General features: G+C 41.0%; 16 protein-coding genes. 5 read left to right on the forward strand and 11 right to left on the reverse strand.

Annotated features, from left to right (window positions below):
* Position 1 precedes the first annotated feature (1 nt).
* The 10 genes from PNIG_RS11680 to rpsB all read right to left on the reverse strand — a co-directional run bounded on the left by PNIG_RS11680 (position 2) and on the right by rpsB (position 10656).
* Positions 2–520, reverse strand: a complete 519-nt coding sequence (locus tag PNIG_RS11680; protein WP_041454497.1) for an OmpH/Skp family outer membrane protein — start codon at positions 518–520, stop codon at positions 2–4.
* 11 nt (positions 521–531) lie between these two features.
* Positions 532–3003, reverse strand: coding sequence for an outer membrane protein assembly factor BamA (gene bamA, locus PNIG_RS11685; protein ID WP_011328686.1), 2472 nt, complete (start codon positions 3001–3003; stop codon positions 532–534).
* A 96-nt stretch (positions 3004–3099) separates the two neighbouring features.
* The gene (gene rseP, locus PNIG_RS11690) at positions 3100–4458 is read right to left on the reverse strand and encodes a sigma E protease regulator RseP (protein WP_011328687.1); all 1359 of its coding nucleotides are present in this window, start codon (positions 4456–4458) and stop codon (positions 3100–3102) included.
* Position 4459: 1 nt separating this feature from the next.
* Positions 4460–5665 carry a 1-deoxy-D-xylulose-5-phosphate reductoisomerase gene (gene ispC, locus PNIG_RS11695; RefSeq protein ID WP_011328688.1) on the reverse strand — a complete coding sequence of 402 codons (1206 nt, stop codon included), beginning with the start codon at positions 5663–5665 and terminating at the stop codon, positions 4460–4462.
* Positions 5662–6528: a phosphatidate cytidylyltransferase gene (locus PNIG_RS11700; protein ID WP_011328689.1), complete on the reverse strand. Its 867-nt coding sequence runs from the start codon at positions 6526–6528 to the stop codon at positions 5662–5664. Before PNIG_RS11700 ends, ispC begins: the two co-directional genes overlap by 4 nt.
* 20 nt (positions 6529–6548) lie before the next feature.
* A complete protein-coding gene (locus tag PNIG_RS11705; RefSeq protein ID WP_011328690.1) occupies positions 6549–7328 on the reverse strand; it encodes an isoprenyl transferase in 780 nt (259 codons plus the stop codon).
* A 165-nt stretch (positions 7329–7493) separates the two neighbouring features.
* Entirely contained in the window at positions 7494–8015 is a 522-nt protein-coding gene (gene frr / locus PNIG_RS11710) for a ribosome recycling factor (RefSeq protein WP_011328691.1), read from the reverse strand.
* Positions 8016–8065: 50 nt separating this feature from the next.
* A complete protein-coding gene (gene pyrH, locus PNIG_RS11715) occupies positions 8066–8815 on the reverse strand; it encodes a UMP kinase (RefSeq protein WP_011328692.1) in 750 nt (249 codons plus the stop codon).
* 157 nt (positions 8816–8972) lie between these two features.
* Entirely contained in the window at positions 8973–9824 is an 852-nt protein-coding gene (gene tsf / locus PNIG_RS11720; protein WP_011328693.1) for a translation elongation factor Ts, read from the reverse strand.
* A 103-nt stretch (positions 9825–9927) separates the two neighbouring features.
* Complete coding sequence (gene rpsB / locus PNIG_RS11725; RefSeq protein WP_011328694.1) at positions 9928–10656, reverse strand: 30S ribosomal protein S2; 729 nt, start codon at positions 10654–10656, stop codon at positions 9928–9930.
* Between the two features lie 271 nt (positions 10657–10927).
* On the opposite strand from rpsB, the gene map reads away from it, so the two are divergent.
* The 3 genes from map to dapD all read left to right on the forward strand — a co-directional run bounded on the left by map (position 10928) and on the right by dapD (position 15240).
* Positions 10928–11713: a type I methionyl aminopeptidase gene (gene map, locus PNIG_RS11730; protein ID WP_089368556.1), complete on the forward strand. Its 786-nt coding sequence runs from the start codon at positions 10928–10930 to the stop codon at positions 11711–11713.
* Positions 11714–11781: 68 nt separating this feature from the next.
* The gene (gene glnD / locus PNIG_RS11735; protein ID WP_089368557.1) at positions 11782–14400 is read left to right on the forward strand and encodes a [protein-PII] uridylyltransferase; all 2619 of its coding nucleotides are present in this window, start codon (positions 11782–11784) and stop codon (positions 14398–14400) included.
* A gap of 9 nt (positions 14401–14409) precedes the next feature.
* Positions 14410–15240 carry a 2,3,4,5-tetrahydropyridine-2,6-dicarboxylate N-succinyltransferase gene (gene dapD, locus PNIG_RS11740; RefSeq protein WP_011328697.1) on the forward strand — a complete coding sequence of 277 codons (831 nt, stop codon included), beginning with the start codon at positions 14410–14412 and terminating at the stop codon, positions 15238–15240.
* Positions 15241–15381: 141 nt separating this feature from the next.
* Here dapD and PNIG_RS11745 read toward each other — a convergent pair whose 3' ends face one another.
* Positions 15382–15957 (reverse strand): hypothetical protein, encoded by a 576-nt coding sequence (locus PNIG_RS11745; protein ID WP_147207655.1) that lies wholly within the window; start codon positions 15955–15957, stop codon positions 15382–15384.
* Positions 15958–16242: 285 nt separating this feature from the next.
* Here PNIG_RS11745 and PNIG_RS11750 point away from each other — a divergent pair, with 285 nt between their 5' ends.
* Together PNIG_RS11750 and PNIG_RS11755 are read left to right on the forward strand one after the other, a co-directional pair.
* A complete protein-coding gene (locus PNIG_RS11750) occupies positions 16243–17004 on the forward strand; it encodes an IS5 family transposase (RefSeq protein ID WP_089367531.1) in 762 nt (253 codons plus the stop codon).
* Between the two features lie 32 nt (positions 17005–17036).
* Entirely contained in the window at positions 17037–19064 is a 2028-nt protein-coding gene (locus PNIG_RS11755; protein WP_089368559.1) for a BCCT family transporter, read from the forward strand.
* Positions 19065–19108: the final 44 nt, after the last annotated feature.

The raw sequence follows: 19108 nt of genomic DNA on the forward strand, positions 1-19108 counted from the left end.
ATTATTTCTTACTCACTGCAGCAACTACTTTATTAGAAAGATCAGTTACTTTTTTAGGGTTAAAGTAAATAGTTGTATCTTTAACTTTAACTTCATCAAAGTCGCCATCTTTAGCAATGTCTTCAATTGTTTTGATAATTAAACCCTGCACTTTTGCAAGCTCTTGGTTTTGGCGTGCTTTAATTTCTTGCTCAAGAGGACGACCTACTTCAGCAAGGTTTTTTTGCATACCCTGAATTTTGTCACGCAGTTTATCTTTTTGCGCTTGGCTCATAGTGGTACTTTCACGCTTGAACTTTTCAGCTTCAAAGCGAATATCGCCTTGTAGCTTTTCTAACTCTTGACGGCGCTCTGCAAACTCAGTTTGTAGAGATTGCTCAATTTTAGCCATTTGTGGTATTTGCTTGTAGATTTCTTGCATGTCTACAATACCTACTTTATGTGCAAATGCACTTACCGAGGTGCCCATCATAAGTGTTGCTAAAACAGCTACTGCCGTTGATTTAAATAATTTATTCACAAAAAACTCCTTTAAAAGCTGTTACTAATATTAAAACTGATGGTCTTCGTATCGTCATCTTCTTCTTTTTGCAATGGATACGCAAAACTAATCAGCATTGGACCCATTGGAGAGATCCACTGTAATGATAAACCGGTTGAAACCCTAAAACGCATTGGATCAGAGTAATCATCTAATTTAGCTCGCTCATCGGCTGCTAAATTTTGGTAACGGTCTACGTTAAACTCGGTATCCCATACGTTAGCAGCATCAACAAAGAAACTGGTACGTACTGAACTGGTATTTTCTTCATCTAAAAACGGTGTAGGTACAATTAATTCCATACCTGCTACCGCTTTAGCATTACCACCAATTCGACCTTGTGGTACTAGCACATCAAATTCAGATGAGCCGCCTATATTACCTGTGGTTGAGCCATCTGGTAAAGGTGTACCCGGAATTGATTGCGGTATACGTGCAATTGCGCGTGGTAAAATTGTATTTCGGTCAAAACCACGTAGTTCCATTTCAGTAATACGGAAGTATTCTTGGAATGGCAGTACTTGGTCGTAGCCGTTAGTTGAGCCATAACCATTACCGTAACCTAACGCCGCACGGGTTGAGAACACCCAGCGATGGTCGTTCGATATTGGCCAGTAAAAACGCGAATCATAGTTTAACTTAAAGTATTTTAAGTCAGAATTCGGCGTTGTTGCTGTTAAGTTTAGCGTTTGACGTGAGCCCGCTGTTGGGAATAAACCACGGTTTACCGTAACGCGAGACCAGCCAGCACTTAACTCATATTTAGTAAAGTCAAAACCAGCATCTGGGTTGTCTTGGTCTAAGAAGGTTTCACGCAGTACACGCGTTTGCTCGTACTCTGCAATATCTGAAAGCTCTTCTTGAATCCAACGAACACCAAAGTTAATGCGGTTAACCGCATCAATTGGGAAGCCTATATTAGTCCCCAATCCATAGCTTTTCGACTTATAGTCGATCAAACTAAACTTACTTGCATCGTAGTTACTGTAAAAAATACTGCTACCTTGCGATACGCCATCTGGCGTGAAGTATGGGTCGGTATAAGACACGCTCACACGCTCAGAACCACGCGAGGTATTAATATTAAAGCCTATTTGATTACCAGTACCTAAAAAGTTAGATTCTGTTACACCAATATTAAACTGTAAACCTAGGTATGAGCCATACGCTAAGCCGGCATTAAAGCTACCAGCCGACTGCTCTTTTACAGTAAAATCAACATCTACTTGGTCATCAACACCTGGGACTGGCACAACGTTAAAATCAACTTTTTCCATATAAGGTAAACGCTGAATTTGTAATTTTGAACGCTCCAAGCTTTGGTTAGATAACCATGCGCCTTCAAGCTGTGTCATTTCGCGGCGTAGCACTTCATCTGCAGTACTTTGGTTACCACCAACAATAATCCGGCGCACATAAACACGCTTACCAGGGTTAACCGATAAGGTTAGTTGTACTTCTTGATTTTCGTCATCAATTTGCGGAATTGTGCGTACTTCAGCATTGGCATAACCAAAACGCGCTAAGTAGCTTTTTATAAATTCTTCTGAAGAGGTAACCACTGAGCCGTTATATAACTCACCCGCTCGTAGTGGAATAACACTTTTAATTAAGTCTTCGCGACCAAGTAAGTCACCAATAAAGTCAAAACCTTTAACTTTATATTTAACCCCTTCAGTTAAGTTAGCTGTAACGTATACAGACTCACGCTCTGGGCTAACCGACACTTGGGTAGAGTCTATGTTAAAACGTAGGTAACCACGGTCTAAATAAAAGCTACGAATTTTTTCTAAATCGCCTTCAATGGTTTGTTTTTGGTAGCGGTCGCTGCCCATAAACTGCCACCAAGGTAAGTCTTGTTGCGACTCAGCCAGTTGTAATAGCTCTTCATTAGAAAAAAGTTCATTACCTACCAAGTTAATTTGACGAATTGATGCAGCATCACCTTCATCAAATTTTAATTTAAGTTTAACCCGGTTACGCGGCAGTTTAGTGATACTAATATCGACTTTAGCGTTGTATTTACCAATACTGTGGAAAAATTCAGTTAAGCCTTTTTCTATATTATCAATAACGGTTTTATCTAGTGGCTCGCCTTGGCGAATATTTTGCTGATCAAGTGACTGATTAAGCTGCTCATCTTTAATATCTTTATTGCCATCAAACTCAATAAAGCTAATTGTTGGGCGTTCAGTTACTTTAAAAACAACGTTATTACCGTCGCGTAGCGCTTTTATATTGTCAAAGTGACCTGAGCGGTAGAGAGACTTGATTGTTTTTGAAATCGTGTACTCATCAACATTATCGCCCACGTTAATAGGAATATGCGTTAATGCAGCACCCAGTGCTACACGCTGTAAACCCTCAACTTTGAGATCTTCAACAATAAAGGAGTTTTGGCCTAGGGCTGCAAAGCTTGCACCCAATAAACTTGAAACTACCAAATGTTTTTTTATAGCCATTTTATTATATTTATCCTTTACAACTGTATTACCGCTTAGCATCGAAAAGTAAATTTACGAGCTGTACAATCGTGGTTCTAATTAGTCATTGTCACGTTAAAACGACAAACGCGATACATCATTGAACAAAGCGAAACATGTTAAAAAAATGAGTAGTAACGCACCCACTTTAAAACCAAACTCTTGTGTCTTTTCAGAGACTGGCTTTTTACGAAAAAGTTCAATTATGTAATACATTAAGTGTCCGCCATCAAGCACTGGCAAGGGCAATAAATTAAATACACCCAAGTTAACACTGATCAGTGCTAAAAAGCTTAAAAACGCAACGAAACCGTAGCTTACGCTAGTCCCGGCGCCTACGGCAATGCCTACTGGGCCACTTAAATTTTTAACCGAAATCTGGCCTGTAATTAAATTACCTATCATATCAAAGCTAAGGGTAATTAATCGCCACGTTTCTTTACTACCTCGCACAATACTATCGAGCGGGCCATAATGTCTAGTTTCTATATAACCTTGCGGCCATTTTTCTACTATTGGTGCAACCCCTAAAAACCCTTGCTCTATGCCCTGAGCGTTAACCCTAGCTTGAGGTATTACCGATATTATTTTTATAGTGTCTTGTCTTTTTACACTAAATTGTAATGATTTGTTAGCCGATTGGGTAATAAGATTAACTAATTGCTGCCAATTGCTTATTGTTTCGCCATTTACAGCCACAATAGTATCATTTATTTTTAACCCTGCCAGCTCTGCAGCAGAGCTTTTAGTAACCGCAGCAATACTAAGTGTTGCTTGTGGCCTAAATGGTACTATGCCTAGAGAGCTCAATGGTGGCACGTCTTGCTGATCAAGTTTCCAGCCGTCTAAATTGAGCATTTTTGTTTGCTGCTGATAGTTTTCGTTACGTACAGTTACTGCAACGCTTTTATCACCTAAACTCGACATAAGCGCAAAGGTTGCGTCTTGCCAGGTGGTAATTTCATCATCACCAATTTTAATAATTTGTTGGCTAGGCATTAATCCCGCTTGCGCTGCACGACTGCCTTCAACCACACTGCCAACAACAGGTTTTACTGATTGCACACCCACCATATACATAACGGCAAGTGCAAATATAGCAAATATAAAGTTAGCAACGGGCCCCGCAGCAACAATCGCTATACGCGCTTGTACCGACTTAGCATTAAACGATAAATGACGCTGATTTGCAGGTACTTCATCAACCCGCTCATCGAGCATTTTTACATAACCACCCAAAGGTATGGCTGCTATAACGTACTCGGTATCGTATTTATCACGCCATTTTAGCAATGGTTTACCAAAGCCGATAGAAAAGCGCAGCACTTTAACGCCGGCTTTACGCGCCACCCAAAAGTGGCCGTATTCATGTACTGTAACTAAAATGCCCAGCGCTAAAATAAATGAGCCGAGATTCCAAAAAAAATCGAACATATTAATGCGTCACTTTTGTTATAAACTGCGATGCGCTTAAACGCGCTAATCTATCGCACTCTAAAATTTCATCTAAGCTTTGCACATTGGTGTACGTGGCCGCTTCGAGAGTCTGTGCATTTATTGTGTATATATCGGTAAAACCAATTTCACCATTTAAAAATGCACTTACCGCGATCTCGTTTGCGGCATTCACTGTCGTTGTTGCGCCTTGCCCTGCGCTACACGCATCAATCGCTAGTTGTAAATTAGGGTAACGAGAAAAGTCAGGTTTAGTGAACGAAAAGTCACTAATATCTGAAAAGTTTAACGGCTTAACCCCTGCATTTATGCGCTCAGGGTAAGCTAATGCATGGGCAATTGGGGTACGCATATCAGGGTTACCCATTTGCGCTAAAATTGAGCCGTCGTGATATTGCACCATCGAATGAATTATACTCTGTGGATGAATAACCACATCAATATCACTCGGGTCGCAGTTAAACAGCCATTTAGCTTCAATAAACTCAAGCCCTTTGTTCATCATGGTGGCTGAATCTACCGATATTTTTTGTCCCATAGACCAATTAGGGTGCGCCACGGCTTCTGCTATGGTTACATCTTTAAGGGTATTTATATCACGGGTTAAAAATGGGCCGCCTGATCCGGTAAGTAATATTTTACTTACGCCATGAGATTGCAGGTGTTGATCGCCTTGCGCATTTTGTAGAGAATACGGTAAACATTGAAAAATAGCGTTATGTTCACTGTCTATTGGTAGCAATGTCGCTTTGTGTTGTTTTACTTTATCAATAAACAACTGACCCGACATTACCAAAGATTCTTTATTGGCGAGCAGTACTTTTTTTCCGGCTTCTACTGCGCTTAACGTCGGCAACAACCCTGCAGCGCCGACAATTGCCGACATGACAGCATCAACCTCTGGATGCCCACACAGCTCGCTCATAGCCTGCTCACCATGCATTATCTGCGTTTTACATGGCGTATTACTTAAATATAACGACAATTGCTTAGCAGCGCTTTGTGTTGCCATAACGCCATAGCGTGGCTGATGCGCAATGCATAGCTCAGCCATTTTTTTAGCATTTTTCCCAGCAGCTAATGCAAAAACACTAAACTGCTGAGTATTTCTTGCCACAACATCTAAGGTATTAAGGCCAATAGAGCCTGTAGCCCCTAGAATTACCAGTTGCTGCTTTTCACTCATAAACTCAAAGTCCACGCATAACACATTACAAACATAGGTGCGGCTGCGGTTAGGCTATCAATACGATCTAAAATCCCGCCATGTCCTGGCAAGCAATTACCGCTGTCTTTAAGTCCTGCTTCGCGTTTAAACATGCTTTCAAGCAAATCACCCACCGCTGAAAACAAGGCAATAAACACAGTCATAATGGCGTAAATTGGCCATACAATTAAATCTACGTCGGTAAAATGACAAAATGTAAGCACAAATATAACTGCAGCGACAACGCCGCCGGCTAAACCTTCAATAGTTTTATTTGGGCTTACTTTTGGCATGAGCTTACGCTTACCAAAGCTTTTACCTGTAAAGTAGGCACCAATATCGGCGCTCCATACGATTCCTAAAACCACTAAAATAAGCATAGAGCCAAAATGACTAGATTCGGTATATTGCGCACTGCGCAGCGTATTTAGGGCTAACCATAAAGGCACTAACGTTAGTAATCCGGCAATACCGCGCATTACTATGCCTTCGTTCCATGCTTTAGCCATTTCTGGGTAGCGCCATACTAAATAACTAGCAACAATCCACCATGCAAACGACAGCGTAAATAAGTAATTTGCATCACCTACCAATTTGCCATCTTGCCAAAGTGATTCGATTGGCCAGTGCAGGTTTAGTAACGCTAGCAAAGCGGCAACTAAAAGTACAAAAGCGCTGCGCTTAAGTTTATTGCACAGCCCCATAAAAGCAGACCATTCCCATGCGCCCATTAATACAATTGCACCCGCAAAATAACTAAATAATGTCAGTGGGGTGTAAAAAACCAAAGCAAGCGCTAATGGTGCTAGCACGAGTGAGGTTAGAATGCGTTGTTTTAACAAAATTATGACCCTTATTCTATTTAGGTTTGAGCGAGTAATTGTTTTATTTGTTCGCCCGTACAACCAAATCGTCGCTCTCTGGCAACGTAACACGCTATGGCCTCAGCAAATGCTGCTTCATTAAAATCAGGCCACAGTGTGTCGGTAAAGTAAAGTTCAGCGTAAGCTGCTTGCCAGAGTAAAAAGTTACTAATTCTGACATCGCCACCAGTACGAATTAGTAAATCAGGCTCGGCCTGATCTGCCATACTCATGTACTGTGCTATACGCTCTTCTGTAATATCGGCTGGGTCTAATTGCCCCTGTGCAACTTGCTCTGCAAGTTGTTTAGCAGCATTAGCCATATCCCAACGTCCACCGTAATTTGCAGCAACATTTAAATGCAGCCCGGTATTATTTGCTGTAAGCTTTTGAGCAGTATCTACTTTACTGCGTAAGCTTTCAGAAAACCGCGATAAGTCTCCAATAATGGTCAGTTTTACATTGTTTTTATGCAGCTTTTTAACTTCTTTACTAAGTACAAATAAAAAAAGCTCCATTAACGTTTTTACTTCGTCTTCAGGTCGACGCCAGTTCTCACTACTAAAAGCAAATAAGGTTAACGATTGTATCCCTAATTTAGTACAAAACTGTACAGATTGACGAACTGCGTCCACACCTTTTTTATGCCCAAACACACGCGGTCTATTTCTGGCTTGCGCCCAACGCCCGTTACCATCCATGATGATAGCTACATGTTTAGGTAAACATTGCTGTGAAATTGTGTCAGCATCTAGAACCATAAATATTGAGTATTCCATAAAAAAACGCCGCCTAGTATACCCCAGCCGGCGTTTCAAAACTAATAAATTTAACTTGTACTCGGGATAATAAATCTATTTCAAGTGGCTATTTTTAACGCTAACTGCGTTGAATTTACTTGCAATAGGTTCAATCTATTACCCCAAGTGCAGCGTATTAGCTTCTTAGATTTCCATCAACTCAGCTTCTTTAGCTGCTAATTGAGTATCCATTTCTTTAATGAATTTATCGGTCATCTTTTGAATTGCTTCTTCAGCTTGACGCGCTTCATCTTCAGAAATATCTTTATCTTTCAATAAGTTTTTAAAATCGCCATTCGCGTCACGACGAATGTTACGTACTGCAACACGACCGCCTTCAACTTCACCACGAACAATTTTAATTAAGTTTTTACGACGTTCTTCAGTCAATGCTGGCAATGGTACACGAATAACTGAACCTGCTGACATAGGGTTTAAACCTAAGTCAGATGCCATTATTGCTTTTTCTACCGCTTGCGCAAGTGACTTATCAAATACACCAATAGCCAGTGTACGTGAATCTTCAATTGTTACGTTAGCAACTTGGTTTAACGGTGTTGGCGAGCCATAATACGACACCATAATACCATCTAGCAATGCAGGATGAGCACGACCAGTACGAATCTTAGATAACTGGCTGCCCAGTGCTGCTACACTCTTTTGCATGCGCTCTTGCGCATCTTTTTGAATATCGTTAATCACAGTTTAATCCTAATCTATTTAATTACTTCATCTGAGGCTTGTGAAGAAATAAGGGTTCCCTCTTCTTCACCCATAATAACACGTTTTAATGCGCCTGATTTATTCATATTAAATACGCTCAATGGCATATTATGATCGCGTGCTAATGTAAATGCCGCTAAATCCATTACTTTCAATTCTTTCTCAATTATCTCATTGTAACTTAAATGACGATAAAGTGTCGCATCTGGATTTTTAACTGGGTCATCACTGTAAACGCCATCTACTTTAGTCGCTTTAATTACCGTATCGGCTTCAATTTCGATACCACGTAAACAGGCTGCTGAGTCGGTAGTGAAAAATGGGTTTCCCGTACCGGCTGCAAAAATAACTACGCGGCCCGTTTTTAATAAACTAATTGCTTCAGCCCAATTGTACGCATCACACATACCATGAAGTGGAATAGCCGACATTAAACGACAGTTTACAAATGCACGATGCAGCGCATCACGCATTGCCAAACCATTCATTACGGTTGCAAGCATACCCATGTGATCGCCAACAACACGATTCATGCCTGCTTCTGCTAACGAGCCACCGCGTAAAAAATTTCCACCGCCAATAACTAAACCCACTTCTACGTCGAGCTCTACGAGCTCTTTAATTTCTTGAGCCATGCGGTCTAACACTTTAGGGTCGATGCCAAAGCCTTCATCTCCCATTAAAGCTTCACCGCTTAATTTGAGAAGAACGCGTCTAAAAATAGGTTTACGATTGATAGTCATAGTATTGGGGCCAACTTTTATAAAAAATGGATAAAAAATAACCGCGCTTATGTTAAACATAAAAGCGCGGTTATTTTAAAGAATTTCTAGCTGTGAAGCAAAAGCAAATAACACATTAATTGCATGTCTTTTTTACTCCCTACACAAATAGTTAATCTTATTTAGCTTTAGCAGCAGCGATTTGTGCAGCAACTTCAGCAGCAAAATCTTCTTCTTTTCTTTCGATACCTTCACCAACTTCTACACGTACGAAGCTAGTAACTGTTGCGTTTTTCTCTTTAAGAATTTCGCCAACAGTTTTCTTAGGTTCCATGATGAAAGCTTGACCAGTAAGAGAAACCTCACCAGTGAATTTTTTCATGCGGCCAACAACCATCTTCTCAGCGATTTCAGCAGATTTGCCTTCATTCATCGCGATTTCGATTTGTACTTGTTGTTCTTTAGCTACAACATCAGCAGGAACGTCTGAAGGAGTTAAGTACTCAGGGCTTGATGCAGCAACGTGCATTGCAACGTGCTTAAGTGTTTCTTCATCAGCAACACCAGCAACAACAACACCAATACGATCACCATGACGGTACTCAACTAGGTTTTCACCCGTGATGTACTGTAGACGACGTACGTTAATGTTTTCGCCAATTTTAGTTACTAGCTCAACGCGTGCTTCTTCAAACTTAGCTTGTAAGTCTTCGATAGTCACAGTGTCTGCAATTGCAGCTTCTGCTACTTTATCAGCAAACGCTAAAAAGCTTACGTCTTTAGCTACGAAGTCTGTTTGACAGTTAACTTCAACTAGCACTGCAACATTACCATTTTTCTTGATAATGATAGCGCCTTCAGCAGCGATATTGCCTGCTTTTTTAGCTGCTTTAGCCGCGCCACTTTTACGCATGTTTTCAATCGCTAACTCGATGTCGCCATCAGTTTCAGTTAACGCTTTTTTACAATCCATCATGCCAGCGCCAGTACGCTCGCGTAATTCTTTAACTAGGGCAGTAGTTACAGCCATTAGTAATTCCTCAAATCTGAATCAGGTTTAGATAAGCGGGTTACCCGCTCTACAAGAATAGCAAGTCTTCACCTTTAAAAGATGAAGACTTGAAGACAGCTAATTACTCAGCTTCTACGAAATCATCTTTTTCAGCTTGAGCAACAAGTGTGTTCTCACGGCCTTCAGTGATCGCAGTTGCAACAGCGTTAGTGTAAAGACTTACCGCACGGATAGCATCATCGTTACCAGGTACGATGAAATCAACGCCATCTGGGTTCGAGTTAGTATCAACAATTGCAACAACCGGAATACCTAGGTTGTTAGCTTCACGGATAGCAATGTGCTCGTGGTCAGCATCAATAACGAAAAGCGCGTCTGGAAGACCGCCCATGTTCTTGATTCCGCCAAGGCTCTTCTCAAGCTTTTCCATTTCGCGGTTAAGCATTAACGTTTCTTTCTTAGTTAACTTCTCGAAAGTACCGTCTTGGCTTTGTATTTCAAGGTCTTTAAGACGCTTGATTGATTGACGAACTGTTTTCCAGTTAGTCAACATGCCACCTAACCAACGGTGGTTTACATAGTACTGGTCGCTTGCGATTGCAGATTCTTTCACTGCTTCGCTTGCTGCACGCTTAGTACCAACGAAAAGAACTTTACCTTTGTTTGCAGCAGCACCAGATAAAAACTTAAGTGCAGTGTTGAACATTGGTACAGTTTGCTCAAGGTTGATGATATGTACACGGTTACGTGTGCCGAAGATGAAAGGCTTCATCTTAGGGTTCCAGTAACGTGCTTGGTGACCAAAGTGAACACCAGCTTGAAGCATATCGCGCATTGAAACGTTTGCCATTTTATAGATCCTCTATAGTTGTTTAGGGTTAGGCCTCCACATATCCCATAGCACCAACACCGAAGTATTTAAACTTCTAATGCACCCAAGTGTATGTGACGATACGTGTGTGTGTTAAAATAAAATTGTGTTTGCCTTAAATACAAAAAATCATTAAAGAATTTATTTGTAAAAAGACGGCGCGCTTTATACCATATTAAAATTAAATACTCAACATCGCGTGCAAAAATTGTGCGGCGATAAATGTTAAAAACTCAACTTTGGAGCTTCAATGAGCGCTATTATTAAGACCCCTGAAGAAATAGAGAAAATGCGCGTAGCTGGGCGCTTAGCGGCAGATGTACTTGAAATGATCGGCCCATATGTAGTGCCGGGCGTGACCACCGATGAGCTAAATACAATTTGTCATGATTATATTGTTAATGTGCAAAAAGCAATCCCTGCTCCATTAAATTATCATGGTTTTCCAAAATCAGTTTGCACCTCTGTAAACCATGTTATTTGCCATGGTATTCCAAACGAAAAGCCATTAAAAGATGGCGACAGTATTAATATTGACGTTACCATAATTAAAGATGGCTACCACGGCGACACTTCTAAAATGTTCCATGTTGGTACCCCTAACATTCAAGGTAAACGCCTTGCAGAAGTAACACAAGAAAGCCTCTACATTGCCATTAAAATGGTAAAACCAGGTGTGCGTTTAGGCGATATTGGCGAAGCAATTCAAAAATATGCTGAAAGCTTCAACTACTCAATTGTTCGTGAATACTGTGGCCATGGTATTGGCGCAGGGTTTCACGAAGAGCCACAAGTAATGCACTATGGCAAAGCAGGTACTGGCGAAGTATTAAAAGCCGGCATGTGTTTAACTATTGAGCCTATGGTCAATGCGGGCAAACGCCAATGTAAACTACTTAAAGATGATTGGACTGTGGTTACACGTGACCGTAGCTTGTCAGCCCAGTGGGAACATACTTTGTTAGTAACTGAAAATGGTGTTGAAATTTTAACGCTACGATCAGATGATACAATCGACAGGATCATTGAGCATTAAAATACCCGTTCAACTTGATAGCTATTTATTTATCAAAATGAACTCGTATAAATAAGGAATCAGCCCCGGTGGCATTACCCAACAAAGTAAAAAAGTTGCTTAGCGACGCAGAGCAACTTAGTGATTATCGCGATTGTTCTAGCTATTTTTATAAATGGCTTTTTAATGAGTTTTCTAAACAACCGGTTGGTAATTTAATTAATGCCAGGGCTGAATTCATAGATCGTTTGCTGATCAAACTGTTTCATGTTTATGATTTAGCGCACGAACCCGACCTAGCACTTATAGCCGTAGGTGGTTATGGACGAGGTGAATTACACCCCTATTCCGACATCGACTTTTTGCTACTAGTAACACAACAACCAAACGCTGAAATCAGCGAAAAAATAGGTCAGTTTGTTACCATGCTTTGGGATCTCAATTTAGAGATTGGGCACAGTGTTCGCACTATAGCGCAAGCCATAGAGCAAAAGCGTGAAGACGTTACCTTTGCCACCAGCTTATTAGAAAGCCGGCTTATTTTTGGTAATCATATAGAATTTGAAAAGCTAAAAAACCACATAATTGACACGCCAGTGTGGCGCTCAAATGAGTTTTTTTTAGCCAAAGTACAAGAGCAACATTTACGCCACCGAAAATGCCACGGCACAGCGTATAATCTCGAACCTAACATAAAAGAAAACCCCGGTGGCCTGCGCGATCTGCAAACCATTATTTGGGTTGCTAAAAAACACTTTAGAGCAGAAACCCTACAAGAGCTTATTAGCCATGGCTACCTTACTCACGAAGAGTTTCAAGAGCTTTCAGAGTGCCTAGAAAACTTATGGAATATTCGTTTTGCGCTGCATTTGGCTGCAGGGCGCTCAGAAAACCGCTTACTGTTTGATCACCAACCGCAAGCCGCCGAAATTCTGGGGTTTGGTAGCGATGGTAAATCGTCAGTTGAGCGCATGATGAAGCGTTTGTTTAGAATAATGAGCCGCGTACGCGAGCTAAACCTGATGCTGCTGGCGTACTTTGAACAAAGTATTTCGCCAAAACACCATCAACCTATTATTCAAGAGCTTGATCGCAATTTTGAGCGTATTGGCAATCAAATTAAAGTAAAAAGCCCATCGGTATTTTTTAGGCGCGATCAGCTTTTTATGTTATTTGAGCATATTGCCGACAACCCAGAAATAACGCACATTTATCCCAGCACTATTCGCACTATTCGCCAAGTGCGCCGCCGTTTACTAGGCGACTTACAAGATTACGCTGCCTGTCGCGAAGCTTTTTTACGTCTTATAAAGCACCCCAATGGTATGGGCCGTGCGTTTACCTTAATGCATAAACACGGCATGCTGGCTGCTTATTTACCGCAGTGGCGAAACATATTTGGGCAAATGCAATTTGACTTATTTCATGCCTACACAGTAGATGAGCACACCCACAGATTAATAAATAATATTTATCAGTACTTTGATAAAACCGGTGTCAGCGAATTTCCTATTTGTAGTGAAATAGTCACTCGTATGGATAAACCTGAGCTACTTTATTTAGCGGGTATATTTCATGACATAGCCAAAGGCCGTGGTGGCGACCACTCAGAGCTGGGCGCTGTTGACGCACTAGCCTTTGCAAAGTTACATGCCTTTTCTGTCGCCGATGGTAAACTAATCGCATGGCTGGTTAGTAATCATTTACTTATGTCGGTTACCGCACAACGTAAAGATATAAACGACCCTGGAGTTATTAAAGACTTTGCCACACGAGTAAAAACAGAGCGCCAACTTGATTATTTATATTGCTTAACCGTTGCCGATATACGTGCCACCAACGACAATTTATGGAACGATTGGAAAAACACCCTGCTGCGTGAGCTTTACTTACATACGCAACACGCACTGCGTTTAGGGCTTGAAAATCCAATGGATCAACGCGACCAAATTCGCGACAAAAAGCATCAAGCTAAACAGCGATTACTCAACTTAGGCTACATGGAAGACCAAATTGATTTAATTTGGAGCCGCTTTAAAGCCAATTACTTTACCGCTTTTAGCGAACAGCAAATTTCATGGCACAGCCAGCATTTAGCTAATAGCGAAGATTTAAGTCAACCGAGTGTTATCGTATCAAATAAAGCGATGCACGGTGGCACCCAAGTATTTGTATACAGCCCTTACTCTGGGCCTTTATTTGCCCGCTTAGTGAGTGTTATTGGTTCTAAAAAGGCGCAAATACAGCACGCGCAAGTACTTACCACCAAAGATGGCTACGTACTATTTAACTTTGTTATTTTAGAAGTAAATGGCGAGCCAATTGCCAGTGGCAGAGCACAATCAATTAAACGCGCCCTAGAGCAAGCCTTGTTTGAGCCGCGTAAAAAAATTCGCTTCAAAAAGAATCGCTCGCAACGCTTTAAAGACTTTAATATAAAACCTAAAATTGTGCTGCGCCCGCATCCGCGTAAAGATCGCAGCCTAATTGAAATCCAAGCAATTGATATACCCGGTTTATTGACTAAAATAGCCGAAGTTTTTCAAGCACACTTATTACACATACACGCTGCGCGTATCACCACAGTGGGGCAGCGCGCAGAAGATTTCTTCGTGGTCTCTAATAACGAGTACCAAGCACTTACAGACGAAGAACAAGCCAAAATTCATCAAGCATTGCGTAAAAAACTCAACGCAGAAACCGAATAAGAGGACACTATGTCAGATTTAAAAACGATGATCGAAAACGCCTGGGATAACCGCGATAGCATTAGCCCAAGCACAGTATCTGTTGAAGTAAAGCAAGCCATTATTGACGCGCTTGACCTGCTAGACAGTGGCGCAGCACGCGTTGCTGAAAAAATATCGGGTGAATGGGTAGTACATCAATGGCTTAAAAAAGCGGTTTTACTGTCGTTCCGTATTCGCGAAAACCAAGCAATGGACGATGGCGTAAATCAGTTTTACGACAAAGTACCACTTAAATTTAGCGACTACACGCCGGAGCAATTTAAACAGGGCGGCATGCGCGTAGTGCCTAATGCTGTTGCGCGTAAAGGCAGCTTTGTAGGTAAAAACGTGGTACTTATGCCATCGTATGTAAACATTGGCGCATACGTTGACGACGGCACCATGGTTGATACATGGGCTACTGTAGGCTCGTGTGCACAAATTGGTAAGAACGTACACTTATCGGGTGGCGTAGGCATAGGCGGCGTTTTAGAGCCATTACAAGCCAACCCAACCATCATCGAAGACAACTGTTTTATTGGCGCACGCTCTGAAATAGTAGAAGGTGTAATTGTTGAAGAAGGCGCGGTAATTTCAATGGGCGTTTACATCAGCCAAAGTACCCGTATTTATGACCGTGAAACCGGTGAAATTCACTACGGCCGCGTACCAGCAGGCGCAGTAGTAGTCCCTGGCGCACTACCATCAAAAGACGGTAGCCACAGCCTGTACGCTGCAATTATAGTGAAAAAAGTAGATCAGCAAACACGCGAAAAAGTAGGCATCAACGCCCTGCTCCGCTCAATTGATGATGAATAGTTAAGTAGGTTGGGTAGAGCGCAGCGAAACCCAACGACACTTTAAAGTTAAGTGTTTTAGCTGAACCTTAATTGTGTATTTAAAAGCGCTAAGCCCTTGTGGGTTTAGCGCTTTTTATTTAGCCGGCATTGTGTATTACAATCACCCATTACAACTCAAGCCATGTAAGTCTATTTGTTTTACCTGCTGATTTTTCGTTTTAAAATCATAATAACGAATAATTAGCTGATTGTTTTTCTCATAAAATGACATGTCCCGTAACCAATCGATAGTGGCTATTGGCATGTATGTATAAAAACCATATTCACCCACACACTGATAACCAAAGTAATGATACGCACTGCCAAATGCACCTACATCGCTGGTATACGCTACTATATTTTCCTGCTGCTGATAAAATTGCGCTTGACTGCCCACAATGACATACCAAATACATGTAAGCCCAAGTGCTACAATTTGCAACCCTGCCATTATAAACAATAGCAAGCTAACTAATTTTGCTTGAACAGTATGTTTGCTTGTTTTACTGATGCTTTTTATCAATACATAAGTAGCAATACTTACCAATATCAGCTTTATCCAAACTAGGTAAGTAGACAACTCATAGGTAAATTTTTGGCTGTGCCACTGTATGCCAAATACAGGCGGAATAAACATCGAGTCTATAAAGGTCACTGTAATAATTAGCGCTGCAAGGTGATAACGAGATAGGGTCATTAAGGCTGTTTTTTTAATTGTTTTAACCATGCTATTAAATATGTAATAAAAAAGCAAAAAGGTACTTTGAATAAATAATGCTCAGACCAGTTTACTTTACTTGAAGTAGCTAAAAGTAATTAAATTAGCCAAGCACACCCAGAATATAATAAGGTAGTTAAGCATACATTAAAGTTAGCAATAAATATTAAGGACTAGGGCGTGTTGATCTTTGTGGTATGAAAAACAAACAGCATGAAGATAAGGTATAATTGAATTCGCCAGAAAACTTTACACCGAACCTACATGCCAAGATTAATGTTAACAGACGGGACATGGAATGTCTTATCAAAAGTAATGTACTTAAGTGGTCGAATTTATAATAAGCCCAACCATAGAAAAACGCTCGAAGGCATACTGTATAAGATGCGCACAGGTATTCCATGGCGAGATTTACCTTCTGATTTTGGCCGTTGGAGTGCTATCTACAGACGGTTTAATTTATGGTCCAAAAAAGGGATTTTGAATGAACTGTTTCGCGCATTATCTCGTGATGCGGACATGGATTGGGTCTTCATTGATGGCAGTATTGTCAGGGCTCATCAACATAGTTGCGGTGCAAGAACTGCTGACAATGAATCAATTGGAAAGAGCCGAGGTGGAAATTCTACGAAAATTCATCTTGCAGTCGATAGCGGAGGGTTGCCTGTTTATTATGAATTATCCTGTGGAAATACGCATGATATCGTCCATGCAGAGTCACTCGTAGCTAATTGCCCAACAAGTAATATGGTTGTCGCAGATAAAGGCTACGACAGTGAAAAACTGAGAGCGTTTGTTCGTGATAATAACGCTACACCCGTTATTCCACGTAAGGGCAACAGTTTAGTAGGCAATGAAGATATTGACTGGTGCATGTACAAATATCGGCACTTGGTTGAGAATGCATTTGGCCGTATTAAGCAATATAGAGGGATAGCCACGCGGTATGAAAAGCTTGAACGAAATTATCATTCAATGCTCGCTTTAGCATTTACTATGATGTGGCTACCAATGTGGGCTGATTGATATATGTACTACAAAGATCAACAGCCCCTAATATGACAACAAAAGCTTTACGCTCAACTATTTTACTCCCCGTATTTTTGCCTGCCGTATTCATCATTCTCCTTTTAGTGATAGGTACGAGCAGTAACCCTGAACTTGCTGGTAAAGCATTCAGTATCGCCCTTACTTGGATAACAGAAACCTTTGGCTGGTTTTATATGTTATCTGTCGCTATATTTTTAGTATTTATAGTCTCTGTTGCCGCCTCTAGTTGGGGAAACATAAAACTAGGGCCCGATCACTCAGAGCCGCAATATAGCTTTGCAGAGTGGTTTGCTATGTTATTTTCTGCAGGCTACGGTGTTGCACTGCTCTACTTTGGTGTTGCTGAGCCTGTATTGCATTATGCATCTCCACCTTCGGGTGCGGCAGAAACAGTTAACGCTGCTAAACAAGCAATGCAAATTGCATTTTTCCATTGGGGATTTCATATATGGGCAATATACGGAATTGTAGGTTTAGTACTTGCCTACTTTGCTTTTCGTCATGGTTTGCCCCTATCAATTCGCTCAGCGTTATATCCTTTAATTGGCGATAGAATTTATGGCCCAATTGGTCACGCGGTCGATATATTTGCTATTTTAGGTACTCTATTTGGTATAGCCACGACCTTGGGGTTATCGGTAACGCAAATAAATGCGGGCCTACATTATTTATGGCCAAGCATTCCTATAAATACCACAGTGCAAATATCAGCCATTGCTATTATAACCGCAGCAGCAACCATCTCTGTGGTAGCAGGTATGGATAAAGGCGTTAAGCGCTTATCTATTTTGAATATGACCTTGGCAATATCTTTAATGATGTTTGTATTTTTTATTGGTCCTAGCATTCATATTTTAGAATCTTTTTTACAAAATACTGGCAGTTACTTAAGCGGTATTGTTGAGCGTACCTTTAACTTGCAAGCTTATAGTCGCAGCGACTGGATAGGTAACTGGACCTTATTTATATTTGGCTGGACAATTGCCTGGGCACCTTTTGTGGGTATGTTTATCGCAAAAATTAGCCGTGGTCGCACCATCAGGCAATTTGTTGTTGGGGTAATGTTAGTGCCCACCATATTCACATTTTTATGGTTTTCGATATTTGGTGATACGGCTCTCAATTTAATAATGAATGAAGGATTAGACACTTTAATTACTGATGTGCAAGCGAACCATGCCGTAGCGCTATTTCAATTATTTGAAGTATTACCTTGGTCATTCTTTATTTCGCTATTAACGGTATTTTTAATTATCACCTTCTTTGTTACCTCGTCTGACTCTGGCTCGCTCGTTATTGATTCATTAGCTTCAGGTGGTAATGCAAACACTCCTGCATGGCAGCGGGTATTTTGGGCGGTTCTTGAAGGTGCGGTTGCTGCAGCTTTATTACTGGCAGGCGGGCTCAGCGCACTGCAAACTATGACAATAGCCAGTGCATTACCCTTTGCTATTATTATGCTAATTGCCACTGTTGGCCTATGGCGTGCGCTTGTAATTGAAGGGCATCGCGATACCAGTTTACAAGCACATACTTTAAACGGCAGAAACTTAAATTTATCGCATTGGAAGCGCCGTTTAGCAGCCATGATCGACTACCCAAACAAAAGCAAAGTACATAACTTTATTGACCAAGTAGTGACTAAAGCGATGAAAGAAGTGCAAGCCGAATTAAAATCTCGACAATGGCATGCTGAAGTAGTATTTGATGCCGACTTATGTCGCGCGCACTTAACTGTTTTACGCCATGAACATATGGACTTTGTATACGACATAAGGTTAACAGAGCATGCAATGCCTAGTTTTGTTCACTCTGAGCTAAAACCTGAAACAGATAACACTGAAACGTATTGTCGTGCAGAGGTATACTTACGCCGTGGTGGTTTGTCGTATGATATTTTTGGCTATAGCGAAGATGATATTGTGAAAGATATTCTCGACCAATTTGAAAACTATTTGCACTTTTTAGATAACAGCCCAGGCGAGCTTCCTTGGGATATGACTGAGCATGACGAAATGCTAAACACCGACAAATAATTTGCGCTAACCCAATTTAGCCCTTATCTGCATCACATAGTTAA

The sequence above is a fragment of the Pseudoalteromonas nigrifaciens genome, from assembly GCF_002221505.1.
Lineage (GTDB): Bacteria > Pseudomonadota > Gammaproteobacteria > Enterobacterales > Alteromonadaceae > Pseudoalteromonas > Pseudoalteromonas nigrifaciens.